General features: G+C 73.4%; 14 protein-coding genes and 2 pseudogenes. 13 read left to right on the top strand and 3 right to left on the bottom strand.

Annotated features, from left to right (window positions below):
* Positions 1-460 (bottom strand): annotated as a pseudogene (locus tag E1211_RS24050) (hypothetical protein); the annotation flags it as partial.
* Between the two features lie 330 nt (positions 461-790).
* Here E1211_RS24050 and E1211_RS24045 point away from each other — a divergent pair.
* Genes E1211_RS24045 through E1211_RS24030 form a run of 4 tightly spaced genes read left to right on the top strand, consistent with a single transcriptional unit; the run spans position 791 to position 3,563 of the window.
* Entirely contained in the window at positions 791-1,276 is a 486-nt protein-coding gene (locus E1211_RS24045) for a CarD family transcriptional regulator (RefSeq protein WP_076467066.1), read from the top strand.
* Between the two features lie 56 nt (positions 1,277-1,332).
* Entirely contained in the window at positions 1,333-2,028 is a 696-nt protein-coding gene (gene ispD / locus E1211_RS24040) for a 2-C-methyl-D-erythritol 4-phosphate cytidylyltransferase (RefSeq protein WP_132351280.1), read from the top strand.
* A 13-nt stretch (positions 2,029-2,041) separates the two neighbouring features.
* Positions 2,042-2,527, top strand: coding sequence for a 2-C-methyl-D-erythritol 2,4-cyclodiphosphate synthase (ispF, locus tag E1211_RS24035; RefSeq protein WP_132351279.1), 486 nt, complete (start codon positions 2,042-2,044; stop codon positions 2,525-2,527).
* Between the two features lie 10 nt (positions 2,528-2,537).
* Positions 2,538-3,563 (top strand): tetratricopeptide repeat protein, encoded by a 1,026-nt coding sequence (locus tag E1211_RS24030; protein ID WP_132351278.1) that lies wholly within the window; start codon positions 2,538-2,540, stop codon positions 3,561-3,563.
* Positions 3,564-3,692: 129 nt separating this feature from the next.
* On the opposite strand, the gene E1211_RS24025 is transcribed toward E1211_RS24030, so the two are convergent.
* The gene (locus E1211_RS24025) at positions 3,693-4,862 is read right to left on the bottom strand and encodes a homogentisate 1,2-dioxygenase (protein ID WP_132351277.1); all 1,170 of its coding nucleotides are present in this window, start codon (positions 4,860-4,862) and stop codon (positions 3,693-3,695) included.
* Positions 4,863-4,956: 94 nt separating this feature from the next.
* Between E1211_RS24025 and E1211_RS24020 the strand changes: the two are divergent.
* From E1211_RS24020 to E1211_RS23980, 9 genes and pseudogenes are all read left to right on the top strand, one after another.
* A pseudogene (locus tag E1211_RS24020) lies at positions 4,957-5,805 on the top strand (hypothetical protein); the annotation flags it as partial.
* A gap of 113 nt (positions 5,806-5,918) precedes the next feature.
* A complete protein-coding gene (gene fahA, locus E1211_RS24015; RefSeq protein ID WP_132351276.1) occupies positions 5,919-7,115 on the top strand; it encodes a fumarylacetoacetase in 1,197 nt (398 codons plus the stop codon).
* 200 nt (positions 7,116-7,315) lie between these two features.
* Positions 7,316-7,525, top strand: a complete 210-nt coding sequence (locus E1211_RS24010; RefSeq protein WP_132351275.1) for a DUF397 domain-containing protein — start codon at positions 7,316-7,318, stop codon at positions 7,523-7,525.
* Between the two features lie 167 nt (positions 7,526-7,692).
* The gene (locus E1211_RS24005) at positions 7,693-8,175 is read left to right on the top strand and encodes an SRPBCC domain-containing protein (protein ID WP_132351274.1); all 483 of its coding nucleotides are present in this window, start codon (positions 7,693-7,695) and stop codon (positions 8,173-8,175) included.
* Between the two features lie 171 nt (positions 8,176-8,346).
* Complete coding sequence (locus E1211_RS24000) at positions 8,347-9,600, top strand: PQQ-binding-like beta-propeller repeat protein (RefSeq protein ID WP_132351273.1); 1,254 nt, start codon at positions 8,347-8,349, stop codon at positions 9,598-9,600.
* A gap of 57 nt (positions 9,601-9,657) precedes the next feature.
* On the top strand, positions 9,658-10,191 hold the full coding sequence (locus tag E1211_RS23995; RefSeq protein WP_132351272.1) for a hypothetical protein: 534 nt from the start codon (positions 9,658-9,660) through the stop codon (positions 10,189-10,191).
* 58 nt (positions 10,192-10,249) lie between these two features.
* On the top strand, positions 10,250-10,798 hold the full coding sequence (locus E1211_RS23990; RefSeq protein WP_132351271.1) for a hypothetical protein: 549 nt from the start codon (positions 10,250-10,252) through the stop codon (positions 10,796-10,798).
* A gap of 25 nt (positions 10,799-10,823) precedes the next feature.
* Entirely contained in the window at positions 10,824-11,069 is a 246-nt protein-coding gene (locus tag E1211_RS23985) for a hypothetical protein (protein ID WP_132351270.1), read from the top strand.
* 41 nt (positions 11,070-11,110) lie between these two features.
* Positions 11,111-11,896 (top strand): hypothetical protein, encoded by a 786-nt coding sequence (locus tag E1211_RS23980; RefSeq protein WP_132351269.1) that lies wholly within the window; start codon positions 11,111-11,113, stop codon positions 11,894-11,896.
* A 52-nt stretch (positions 11,897-11,948) separates the two neighbouring features.
* Here E1211_RS23980 and hisC read toward each other — a convergent pair whose 3' ends face one another.
* Positions 11,949-13,052 (bottom strand): histidinol-phosphate transaminase, encoded by a 1,104-nt coding sequence (gene hisC, locus E1211_RS23975; protein WP_132351268.1) that lies wholly within the window; start codon positions 13,050-13,052, stop codon positions 11,949-11,951.
* Positions 13,053-13,130 lie beyond the last annotated feature (78 nt).

The raw sequence follows: 13,130 nt of genomic DNA, 5'->3' as shown, positions 1-13,130 counted from the left end.
GGTTCACCTGGGGCGGGGTGGCGGCGGCGGCCTCGCTCACCCGTTCGGGGCAGGCGCAGCCGTCCACCAGGATGATCATCACCGGCAGCAGGCTGCGCAGCGGCACCGGGCTCTGCCCGCTGTCGACGAGGTCAAGCGCGGGCAGCGGCCGTCCGGTCGGTACGGCGGGTGGGGTCGCCGGGCTCGAACTCGCCCCTTCGGCGGGGGCGGCGTTCGGGCCGGGCTGGGTGACGGCGGCCAGGCCGGCGAGGGTGATGAGCACCGCCACCACCAGCCACACGAGGGGCATCCGGAGCGTCGTGAACCGTCTGCGGGTGGCCAGGCGGGCGCGTTCGCGCAGCTCGCGTCGGACCTGTGCGGCCTCCTGCGCGAGTGCCGAGGCGTCGTCGGGTACGACCACCCGACCCCACTCCGGCGGCAGGTCGGGCAGCCCGTTCCCCCCTGTGCCCGGCGTATTCATCGCCGACCCCCTGGAACCGTCTCTTGGAGCCGACATTGGCTCACCTTCCAGCCTCGCGTACGGGGGGCAGCTCCCGCTACACCTGGGCGCAGAAGCGCCCGCCGGGATACCATGACAAGAGCGCATAGCCCTTGATCTCGACGTTCCGTTCACCCGACCCGGGTGTCATCCGGCGGCTACGGAGCGTGTTCAGACCATCGGTTTGACTGCCTGTCAAGTCGAAGAAATACCTCTCACAGGGCCCCTGAGCTGCGCCAACGGTCAGGACAGCGGTGAGACATCGGTGCCTGAGCGTGTTACCCTAGACACAGCGAAAGGGGTTTCGAACCTATGGTTTTCAGTGTCGGCGAGACCGTTGTTTACCCCCACCACGGGGCCGCACTCATCGAGGCAATCGAGACTCGGGTCATCAAGGGCGAGGAGAAGCAGTACCTCGTTCTGAGGGTCGCGCAGGGTGACCTCACGGTCCGGGTTCCCGCTGAGAACGCCGAGATCGTGGGTGTGCGCGAGGTGGTCGGCGAAGAGGGCCTGGGCAAGGTCTTCGACGTGCTCCGCGCCCCGCACACCGAGGAGCCGACCAACTGGTCGCGGCGTTACAAGGCAAACCTGGAGAAGCTCGCCTCCGGCAACCCGCTGAAGGTCGCCGAGGTCGTTCGTGACCTGTGGCGTCGTGAGCGGGAGCGGGGTCTCTCCGCGGGCGAGAAGCGCATGCTGGCGAAGGCTCGGGACATTCTCGTCGGCGAGGTCGCGCTGGCCGAGAAGAGCACCAAGGACGAGGCGGAGACGCTGCTCGACAAGGTGCTGGCTGAGGCCTAGTCCGCACAACATCGTCGTACCCAGTTCGTAGCGAAGAAACCACCGAGGACCGCGACGTGACCGCGCAGCTCAATCCGCGCGGTGACGTCGCGGTCCTCGTGCCTGCGGCGGGTGCCGGCGTACGACTCGGCCCCGGCCGCCCCAAGGCGCTGCGCCTGCTCGCCGGGGAGCCGCTCCTGGTGCACGCGGTGCGCCGGCTCGCCGAGGCCCCCAGCGTGCACACCATCGTCGTCGCGGCGCCCGTGGCCGAGGTCGACGCGGTCCGGGAGTTGCTCGCCCCGGTGGCGCCGGTGACCGTGGTGCCGGGCGGCGCGGAGCGGCAGGCGTCCGTGGCGGCCGCGCTCGCGGCGGTGCCCCCCGGTCCGGAGATCATCCTGGTGCACGACGCGGCCAGGGCGCTCACGCCGCCGAGTCTGGTCGAGGCCGTCGCCGCGGCGGTCCGCGCCGGTCAGCCCGCCGTCATCCCGGTGCTGCCGGTCGTCGACACGATCAAGGAGGTCGACGCCGAGGAGGTCGTGCTCGGCACCGTCGACCGCTCCGCCCTGCGGGCGGTGCAGACCCCGCAGGGATTCCGCCGCTCGGTGCTCACCGCGGCGCACGCCGCAGCCGGCGACCCGCTCACCGACGACGCCGGACTGGCGGAGAAGCAGGGCGTACCGGTCTCCTGCGTACCGGGCTCGGAGTACGCTCTCAAGATCACTCGTCCGTTCGACCTGGCGCTGGCCGAGCATCTGCTGGCCGGCTCCGGCTGACGCGTACCCTCTGATCATGATCGTTCCCCGGGTGGCCATCGGCACCGACGTGCACGCCTTCGCCGCCGGTCGGCCGTGCTGGGTGGCCGGCCTGCACTGGCCGGACCAGGACGGGCTGGCCGGGCACTCCGACGCCGACGTGGCGGCCCACGCCGCCTGCAACGCCCTGCTCTCCGCGGCCGGCCTCGGTGACCTGGGCGCGAACTTCGGCGTCGACCAGCCGGAGTGGGCCGGGGCGTCCGGGGTCGCGCTGCTCACCGAGTCGGCCCGCCGGGTCCGCGCCGAGGGGCTGACGATCGGCAACGTCTCGGTCCAGGTGGTCGGGAACCGACCGAAGATCGGACCGCGCCGGGCGGAGGCCGAACGGGTGCTCTCCGCCGCCGTCGGCGCGCCGGTCACCGTCTCCGCCGCGACTACCGACGGGCTCGGCTTCACCGGTCGCGGCGAAGGGCTCGCCGGAATCGCTGTGGCTCTGGTGTACGAGGCACCGGCCGCCTAGGCTCGCCGCGATGTCCAGCGACGCCGCCTCCGACCAGTCCGCCGCCGACGGCTACCTCCAGCGGGCGAAGCTCCTCGCCGAACTGGGCCGCTACGACGAGGCCGCCGCGGAGGTCTCGTACGCGGTGGCGATCGAGCCGGCCAACCCGGTGGCGCTGACGGTGCTCGCCCGGCTGCACCTGGCCGCCGACCGTCCCGCCGAGGCGCTCACCGCCGCCGACGCGGCGATCGCCGCCGCGCCGGGCACCGTGGCGCCGCTGCTGGCCCGGGGGATGGCTCTCGCCGACCTGGAGCGGTACGCGGAGGCCGCCCGGACCGCCGACGAGATCCTGGCGATCGGTCCGGACGACGCGTACGCCCAGCGGAGCGGGGCCGCGATCCTGGCCGGTTCCCGAAACGGCCAGACCGCGTTGAACGCGGCCTGGCGCGCGGTGGAGCTGACGCCCGAGGAACCCGAGTCGCACCTGGTGCTGGGTCTGGTAGCCGCGAACATGCAGATGTACGACCTCGCCGAGCGGGCCTACCGGGAGGCGTTGCGCCTGGACCCGCAGCTCGCCGAGGCGCGCCACGACATCGGGGTGATCCGGCTGGAGCAGCGACGCTGGAGCGAGGCGTTGGCACACCTCGCCGAGGCCGCCGCGATGAGCCCCGGACGGATCGACTCGGGCCGTACGATCTCCGCCGGCCTGCGGCAGCTGGTGCTCTACGGCGCGGGCTGGTCGATGATCACGGCGGTGCTGATCGCCTGCCTCGCGCCGGGCGGCGCGGGACTGTCCCGTGTCGCCGCGGCGTTCGCCGCGCTCGGTGGGGCGTTGGTCATCTGGCGCTTCGCCGCCCGGATGCCCGGCCTGGCGCGGACGGTCCTGCCGGGGCTGCTCCGCTCCGACCGCCCCCTGGCCCTGGCCGTCTACGCGGCGGCCACCTCGCCGGCGCTGATCCTCGTCTACGCCCTCGTCGGCACCCCGTGGCCGCTCGTGCTGGCGATCGTCGTGGCCGCCGTCGCCGAGGTCGTGGTCGTCACCCGAACCACCACCTGACCCCCGCACCTCTCCCCGGAGATCCACCAGCGCCGCGCAGCTGAGCCACGTCAGGTTGTGGCCGGAGCTCGCCCGCGGAGGGATCAAGCCTGACCGCCCGGAGCGGGCGGGCTCCGGCCACAACCCCGATCACTGCGCGCGACGCGCCCAGGTCCAGGCGTAGCCCGGGTCCTCGCAGGCGGGGGCGGCGTCGCAGAGGTCGAGCGGGCGGAAGGTGTCGACCATGACGGCCAGCTCGTCGAAGTAGTCGACGCCGATCGCCCGCTCGGCGGCGCCGGGCTGCGGGCCGTGGGTGAAACCGGAGGGGTGCAGCGAGATCGAACCCTGTTCGATGCCGGAGCCGCGCCGGGCCTCGTAGTTGCCGCCGGTGTAGAAGAGCATCTCGTCGGAGTCGACGTTGTGGTGGTTGTACGGCACCGGGATCGCGTCCGGGTGGTAGTCGACCTTGCGCGGCACGAACGAGCAGACGACGAAGTTCGGGCCCTGGAAGGTCTGGTGCACGGGTGGCGGCTGGTGGATCCGCCCGGTGATCGGTTCGAAGTCGTGGATGGAGAACGCCCACGGGTACATGTGCCCGTCCCAGCCGACCACGTCGAACGGGTGGTGGGCGTAGGTGTGGCGCGTCCAACCACGACGGTGCCGGACCACGACCTCGACGTCCTCGCCGTCGACCAGCAGGGGCGCGTCCGGGCCGCGGACGTCGCGCTCGCAGTAGGGCGAGTGCTCCAGGAACTGGCCCCGGACCGAGAGATAGCGCTTCGGCGGGCCGATGTGACCGGCCGCCTCGATGGTGAGCAGCCGGACCGGCTGGTCGCCGGTGGGTACGAGCCGGTGGATGGTCGAGGTGGGGATGATGACGTAGTCACCGCCGGCCACGTCGAGCGCCCCGAACGTCGACTCGACCCGCATGCTGCCCGCCTCCACGTAGAGGCAGTGGTCGCCGGTGGCGTCGCGGAACAGCGGGGACGGCCGGTCGGCGAGCACGTACGCGATGCGCACGTCGTCGTTGGCGAGCAGGTACTGCCGGCCGAGCACCGGGTCGGCGCCGGTGCCGTCGAGCTTGTGGGTGCGCAGGTGGCGCGGCTTGAGCGGCAGGTTCGGCACCCGGGTGAAGGTCGGCGGGGTGAACTCCTCGGCGGCCACGATCGCGGTGGGGGCGTACCGGTGGTAGAGCAGGGACGAGTCGGACGAGAAGCCCTCCTGGCCCATCAGCTCCTCGGCGTAGAGGCTGCCGTCGGGCTGGCGGAACTGGGTGTGGCGCTTGCGCGGCACCTCGCCGACGCTGCGGTAGTAGGGCATCTCGCCTCCCGATGTGTCCCGTCAATCGGCTACCAGCGTCCGGCAATCGGACGCTGTTGTCCGCTCCTCGTAGCGTCCCGTAGATTCTTGTTCCGTGTCAACGCAGGTGCCCGCGCTCCTCGACGGCCTGGTGGACGACGCCGCCGTCTTCCCGCCCGGCAGTGCCACGCTGCCGGACGCCGTCACCGCGCATCGTCGCCATCGGGACGCCTGGTACGCCGACCTGGTCGGCCCGCTGCTGGTGCCGGCGTCGGCCGTCGCGGCCGGCGAACTGAGCGGGCTGGTCGACCCGGCCGAGGGCTTCGTCGTCGGAGTCATCGGTGACACCGGGATCGAGAGCCTGCCGTTCGCGCTCTCCTTCCTGGCGCCCGACGGCGTGACCGCCCGGCAGGTGGAGGTGGCGGTGGCGAAGCGGGGCGAGGACCCCCAGGCCGGAATCACCAACCTGCTGCGCCTGGCCGACCAGCTGGCCGGGATCGAAGCCGTCTACGCCGAGATTCCGTTGACCTTCGGGCTCATGGGGGCGCTGGACCGGCTCGCCGAGGCCCGGGCCGAGGGAGTGCCGATCGCGGCGAAGTTCCGCACCGGCGGGTTGGCCGCCGAACTCTTCCCGACCCCGGTCGAGCTGGCCGCGGTGATCTGCGGCTGCCAGGACCGGGGCCTGCCGTTCAAGCTGACCGCCGGGCTGCACCACGCGGTCCGCCACCTCGAACCGGCGACCGGGTTCACCCACCACGGCTTCGTGAACGTGCTGGCCGCCACGCTCGCCGCCGCGCGGGGCGCGGGGCCGGCGCGGGTCGCCGAGCTGCTCCGCGCCACCGACCCGCGCCCGCTGCTGGAGCCGGTCGAGGGTGGCCTGTCCGACCCGCGTCCGCTCTGGGTCGGCTACGGCTCGTGCAGCATCGCGGAGCCACTGACCGACCTGGCCCGGCTGGGCCTGCTGACGCCGCCCGGCGCCGGCACCGGGCCGGTGGCGCCGGCGCTGCCGGACACCGGGACAGGGCGGCACCGTGCCGCCGAGGAGAGGACCGACGACGTGGACAGGGGCGAGGACCGATGACCTGGGTGGCGGGTGCCGACGGATCGGCGTACGGGGTGACAAACCTTCCGTACGGGGTGTTCGCCCACGACGGGCGGGAACCGCGGATCGGCGTACGCATCGGGGACTTCGTGCTCGACCTGGCGGGCGCCGAGGCGGCCGGCCTGGTCCTGGCGGGCGGCGCACTGGGCCGCCCGACCCTCAACGGGTTCATGGCCCTCGGACGTCCGCAGTGGACGGCCGTGCGGCAGCGGCTGGTCGAGCTGCTCACCGACGACGCGCACCGGGCCGTGGTGGAGCCGCTGCTGGTGCCGCTGGCCGAGGTGCGCCTGCTGCTGCCGTTCGAGGTGGCCGACTACGTCGACTTCTACTCCTCCGAGCACCACGCCGGCAACGTGGGGCAGATCTTCCGGCCCGGGCAGCCGCCGCTGCTGCCGAACTGGAGGCACCTGCCGATCGGCTACCACGGCCGGGCCGGCACGGTGGTGGTGTCGGGCACCCCGGTGGTCCGTCCGTCGGGCCAGCGGCCGGGGGCGGACGGCCCGACGTACGGCCCGTCCGGCCGGCTGGACATCGAGGCCGAGGTCGGTTTCGTGGTCGGCGTGCCCAGCCCGCTCGGCACCCGGGTCACCGTCGACGACTTCGCCGACCACGTCTTCGGCGTGGTACTCGTCAACGACTGGTCCGCCCGGGACATCCAGGCCTGGGAGTACCAGCCGCTCGGCCCGTTCCTGGGCAAGTCCTTCGCCACCTCCGTCTCGGCGTGGGTCACGCCGCTGGACGCCCTGAGCGAGGCGTTCGTACCCGCCCCGCAGCAGGAGCCGCCGGTCGTCGACTACCTGCGCGCCGTGCCGCACCTCGGGTTGGACCTGCGGATCGCCGTGGAGTGGAACGGCGAGCGGGTCAGCGAACCGCCGTTCGCCACCATGTACTGGACGCCGGCCCAGCAGTTGGCGCACCTGACCGTCAACGGGGCGTCGCTGCGTACCGGTGACCTCTACGCCTCCGGCACCGTCTCCGGCCCGGAGCGCGGGCAGGTCGGCTCGTTCCTGGAGCTCACCTGGGGCGGGGCCGAGCCGGTGAAGGTCGGGGGCGAAGCCAGGACCTTCCTCGCCGACGGGGACACGGTCACGATCACCGCGACCGCGCCCGGCCCGGACGGCACCAGCATCGCCCTCGGCGAGGTGACCGGCACCATCCTCCCTCCCCGCTGACCAGCACGGAACGTCGGTCGACGGCGTCACATCGGCTCGTCCGATCCGTGATCAGCCCAATCGCACAGATGGTGCGACCGGGCCCGCCACCTCCCGCGTTGATCGCTCCGGATTCCGACGCCCCGTCGCGCCGGACGGGCCCACGACAGGTCCCGCCGGTCGTGGACGGGGCGTCCCGACGCACAGGGAGGTAGTTCACGATGCACGATCTGACCGGCGCCATCTGGCGTACCAGCAGCCGCTCCAACGACCAGGGCCTCTGCGTGGAGGTGGCGGACAATCTGGTCGACGTCCTCGGGGTGGTCGCGGTACGCGACTCCAAGGACCAGACGGGACCCACACTCTCGGTCAGCCCGCCCGGGTGGACGGCCTTCGTCGGCGCGATCCGCGCCGGCCAGTTCGACAGCTGACCGTGGAGGACCGGTCCTCGCGGACCGGGTCGGCTGTGGATCGGTCCTCGCGAACGGGCCCCATCGCGGGCGGTAGACGTACCGATTCGGGGTCTCCGGTGGGAATTGCGCCCGGAGGCCCCCGCTCAGCGCTCACGCCGCGTACCGTCGACGCCACGGGAGGTGGCATGCCGACGGTGACGGTTACCGGGCGCATCGAGGCGCGCGCCGTCGACGTGTGGCGTCTCCTGACCGACCTGCCCGGCCGGGCTCGGCGGCACCTCGCCGGCCCGGTCGAGCTGCTCACCACCGGCTCGTTCGGGCCGGGCACCGCATGGCGGGAGCCCCGCCACCAGCCGGACGGCGATCTCCTGGTCGAGGAGTTCCACGTGGTGGAGGCGGCTCCTCCCCGGCGTCTCGTGCTCGTCTCCCCGGGCGCCGGCGTGGACTACCGGATCACCTGGACGCTGCGTGGCACGCGACGCCGGCACCGCGGCGGCACCCTGGCCACCGTCACCCTGGAGGCGCTGCCGGCTGATGAGTGCGGCCGGGTGGCCGCACTGCTCCTCGGTGCGCTCGCCGCCCGCGCGGTGGAGCACGCGCTGCGGCGGGACCTCGCCGACCTGGCTGCCGCCGCCGAGGGGCCGGCCGAGTCGAGCCGGGCCGCCTGAGCGGCACCTGCCGCCGACGCCCCGTTCGCGGGCTTCGCCGGGCCGCCGCCCGAACTCCGCCTCGGCTCGACTTGGGCGCTCGGCTTCGTGGTCGCGCTGCTCCCGCTGCTGCCCACCCCGCTGCCGAGGACTGTGACGCCGGCCCTAGTACTGTGCCGGGCGGAGGTGCGCATGGGGTTCCGGAACGGCCCGCGACGTGTCGTGCTGGCGGTCGCGGTGCTGCTCGTCACCGCCGCGGTGGCGGCGACGGTCTACCGGGTGCTCGCCCCCGCCGAGGTCAGCACGGTCGCGCACGCCGCGTACCCGGCCCCCGCGCAGCCGCCGGCGGGGGTGATCGGGCGGCTGCCCGTCGCCCCGCTGATCGTCGACAACCGCCTGCGCGTCTACGCCGGCCACCGCCAGGTGTACGCGGACACCCCGGTCGACGGCCGTCACCGCACCACCCCGTTCTGGTCGTACCGCCGCTGGCCCGCCGAGCTCGTCGGGGTGGTGGCGACCGGGACCACCGTGGTCAGCCGCTGGTCGGACGGGCGGTTGGTGGCGCTGGACGCGCGGGACGGGCGGGTGGTCTGGCGGACCGACGGGCCGGTGCCGCAGCGGGAGCCGGACGCTCGGCGTACCGGGGCCGCGATCGTGTGGGATCCGGTCGGGCTCTACCTCACTCGTGGCGGCGACGGCCGGGACGTGGTGGTGGCGACCGGCGCCGGTGAGGCGAGCGCTGTCGACCTGGCCGGCGGGCGCCGACTCTGGCGGTCGGAGGTCGGGACGGGGTGCCACAGCGACGTCGGGGCCACCGAGGCGGGGCAGCTGGTGAGCGTGGACGGCTGCGCCGGGGCGGCCGTCGTCGAGTTCCGGGACGCGGGCACCGGCGCGGTGACCGGCCGCTGGCGACCGCCGGGCGCGGGTGACGAGTTGGTGGTGACCCCGGTGGGTTGTCGCGTCGGGTCCTCGGGCTGCTCCGGCCTTCGTACGGCCGGCCCGGGCGACGGGGCGGGTCGGGGTTGGTTGACCGGTGCGGGCTCGCCGGTGCCCGCACCGGCGCTGGACGGGCTCGACTCCCAGCTCGCCGGTGACCAGGCGGTCGGGTTGGTCGACGGGGCGTTGGTGGGCCGCTCCGCCCGGACCGGGGCCGAGCTGTGGCGCCGCCCCGACCTGGGTCAGGGGCGGGTGATCGCGGTCCAGCCGGGCCGGGTGCACGTGCTGACCGACGCCCGGGAGCTGGTCACGCTCGATCCGGCGACCGGCGTCGAGCGGTCCCGGTTCACGCTCACCGTCGGGCAGGACGGCACCGGCTACGTGCCGGGCGGGGTGTACGCGGCGGCCGGCTATGTGGTCGTGGAGCGCCTGCGGGAGCCGGTCGACCCGGACGCGGACGATCAGGCGTACTTCCTCACCTCGGAGCCGTTGGTCCTGGCCGCGACCTGAGCCGGGACACGCCCCACCTGTTCGACAAATCGGACATAAGTTACTTATAGTCACTCTGTGCGACTCCTGGCAGCCCTGGTGGGCGTAATCATCATCCTGATAAGCCCCGCGCCGGCCGACGCGGCGCCGGCTCTCCGGACGTTTCAGGTGGCTCTGACGCCCGGCGTCGACATCACCGTCCCGGCCGCCGTCAACCTGGGCGCCGGTCTTGCGGGCGGAACGCTCACGGGTCAGCTCGGCCGGGTGGAGGTGACCGACTTCCGGGGCCCGGTGAACCCGAACACCTGGGTCGCCACGGTCTCCGCCACCCTCTTCGTCACCGGTGCGGGCGGTGCCCAGCGCACGATCACGCGGGACCGGATCTCCTACTGGTCGGGGCCGCCGGTGCGCAGCACCGGCGGCGGCACGTTGGTGCCCGGGCAGCCCACCGCGGCGCAGGCCGTCACGCTGGCGGTGACTCGCGAGGCGTTCCGGAAGACGGCCGGCAGTGGCAACAACACGGTCGCCTGGACGCCCACGATCCGGGTGGCGATCCCGAGCGACATCGTCGCCGGCAGCTACCGGGGAACGATCACCCACTCTGTAGCCTGAAGAGTGATTTGCCCGAATAATGCCTGTTCAGGGCCTTGTGTTCCATAACGTCATCGACATGAAGAAGCCACTTCTTGCCCTGACCGCCGCAGCGGCCACCGTGGTGGCCCTGGCGACGCCCGCCGCCGCCGCGCCCACCGGCGACACCATCGTCACCTTCACCGTCGCCACCGCCGACCTCAACATCACGGTCCCCGCGGCGGTGAACCTCGGCTCCGTCTTCGCCGGCGGCAACCTCACGGGTGAGCTCGGGACCGTGACGGTCACCGACCAGCGGGCCGCGCTGAGCGCCACCTGGGTCGCCACCGTCTCGTCCAGCTCGTTCACCACCGGCAACGCCACGCCGGAGGAGACCATCACGCCCAACCTCGTGGAGTACTGGTCCGGTGGCTTGACCAGCAGCACCGGCAGCCCTGGCAGCGTGTTCGTACCCGGCCAGCCCACCGAGGCCGACCGGGTCAACCTGGGCGTGCCGCGGACGGCCTTCTCCAAGACCTCGGGCACCGGCAACAACTCCGCCAGCTGGGCCCCGGACATCCGGATTCAGGTCCCGGAGACCGCGGTCGGCGGCAGCTACTCGGGGGTGATCACCCATTCGGTGGCATGACCGCATCCGCGCCCTCGCCCTGGCCGTGACCGTGCTGGTCACGACCGGGGCGCCGGCGTTGGCCGCCGCGCCCGCGTCGGCGACCCGACCGGCCGCGCTCGCCGAACCCGACATCCCCGAGGCCGACGTCCCGGCAGAGGGGCGGGAGGAGCGGGAGAGGCAGCGGTCCTCCCCGACGGCGAGCCCGACCGCACCGGACGTCTCCGTCGGGATCCAGTTGCTCGACGCGCCGGTCGACCGGCGCGACGACACCCGGCGCACAAGTACATAGTCGACCACCTCAAGCCCGGCACCACCATCAAGCGCCGGGTGATGGTCGAGAACACCTCGGAGATCCACCGGAAGGTGTCGCTCTACGCCGCCGCGGCCGACGTCACGGCCGACGGCTTCGAGTTCGCCCCCGGTCGGACCGAGAACGAGCTGAGCAGCTGGATCAGCGTGCAGCCGCGTGAGGAGGCGCTGGCGCCGGGCGAGGAGGTCGAGGCCCTCGTCACCATCGAGGTGCCGCGCAAGGCCGAGGCCGGCGAGCGGTACGCGGTCATCTGGGCCGAGGTGCCCGGCACGGACGGCGGGAACGTGCGCAACATAGGCCGGTCCGGTATCCGGGTCTACCTCTCCGTCGGCGCCGGCGGGGAGCCCCCGTCGGGCTTCGACATCGGCCCGCTGACCGGCGGACGGGAGAAGGACGGAACGCCGTTCGTCAGCGCGGAGGTGCGCAACACCGGCCAGCGCGCGCTCGACCTCGCCGGGGAGCTCTGGCTGAGCGACGGACCGGGTGGCCTCGCCGCCGGGCCGGTGAAGGCCGAGGCGCACACCCTGCCACTGGACGGCAGCACCACCGTCCGGGTACCGCTCGACCGGCGGCTGCCCGACGGGCCCTGGGCGGCGAAACTCGCCCTGGCCAGCGGCTGGACCAAGCGGACCGCCACCGGCACGGTCACCTTCGGGGCGGTACCCGCGGCGGCGGCCAGCACCGAGGACCGCTCCGACGAGGCGATCACCGCCGGGCTGGTCACGTCCGGGCTGGTGCTGGCGCTCTTCGCGGTCTACGCCTACCGGCGGCGCAACCGCCTCCGAGCACCCGCGCCGGCGGCCTGACCGATCGATCCGGTCCGGCCCGCCGCGAGGCGGCGGACCGGACCGGCCGGTGTCAGGCCAGCGCCGCCTCGGCGGCGGCCAGGAAGGCGTCGTTCTCGGCCGGAGTGCCGATGGTGACCCGTACCCCGTCGCCGGGGAACGGGCGGACGATCACCGCGCGCGACTCGCACGCCTTGCCGAAGGAAACGGCCCGGTCACCGAGCGGCAGCCAGACGAAGTTCGCCTGGCTGGTGGGGACGTCCGGCAGGAACTTGCGCAGCGCCTCGGTGACCCGGTCCCGTTCGGCGACGACCAGGGCGCACCGGCGCTCGACCTCGTCGGCCTGCGCCAGCGCGGCCAGCGCGGCCGCCTGGGCCACCATGCTGGTGGAGAACGGGGTGACCACCTTGCGGACCGCCGCCGCGACCTCCGGCTGGGCGACCAGGAAGCCGATCCGGAGCCCGGCCAGCCCCCACGCCTTGGAGAGGGTGCGCAGCACCGCCACGTTCGGCCGGTCGAGGTACGCGAGCCCGTCCGGCACCTCCGGGTCCGTGACGAACTCACGGTACGCCTCGTCGATCACCACGAGCACGTCGTCCGGCACGGCGTCGAGGAAACGGTCCAGCTCCGCCTTCCGCAGGGCGGTGCCGGTCGGGTTGTTCGGCGTGCAGACCAGGACCAGCCGGGTCCGGTCGGTCACCGCCGCCGCCATGGCCTCCAGGTCGTGCCCGTGGCCAGCCCCGTTGGGGACCTGAACGCTGGTCGCGCCGCTGGTCGCCGCGATGATCGGGTACGCCTCGAACGAGCGCCACGAGTAGAGCACCTCGTCGCCGGGCAGGCTGGTGGCTCGCGCCAGGTGCTCCGCGAGGGCCACCGACCCGCAGCCGGTGGCGATCCGGTCGGGGTCCACCCCGTACCGCTCGGCGAGCGTGTTGCGGAGCGTGACCACGCCCATGTCCGGGTACCGGTGCACCCCGGCGGCGGCCTCGGTGACCGCCTCGACCACGCCGGGCAGCGGGCCGTACGGGACCTCGTTGCTGGCCAGCTTGATCGCCTCGGGCAGCCCGAGCTCCCGGGCCAGGTCGGTCGGGTTGCGACCCGGTACGTAGCTGGGCAGCGCGTCCAGGTCGGCGCGGGTCAGCCGCACCGCCGGCTCAGGTCTTCCGGTGTCGGTCATGGGGGTTCTCCCGGGGGTCGGAACTGTCGTTCAGGGGGCGGTCGGTGGGGGCCGCGTCGGGTAGCTGGACGACGACGG

The organism is Micromonospora sp. 15K316 (assembly GCF_004348525.1).
In the GTDB taxonomy this organism is placed as follows: domain Bacteria; phylum Actinomycetota; class Actinomycetes; order Mycobacteriales; family Micromonosporaceae; genus Micromonospora.
Note: the sequence above shows the minus strand (reverse complement) of the source record. Positions and strands in the feature narration are given on the sequence as shown.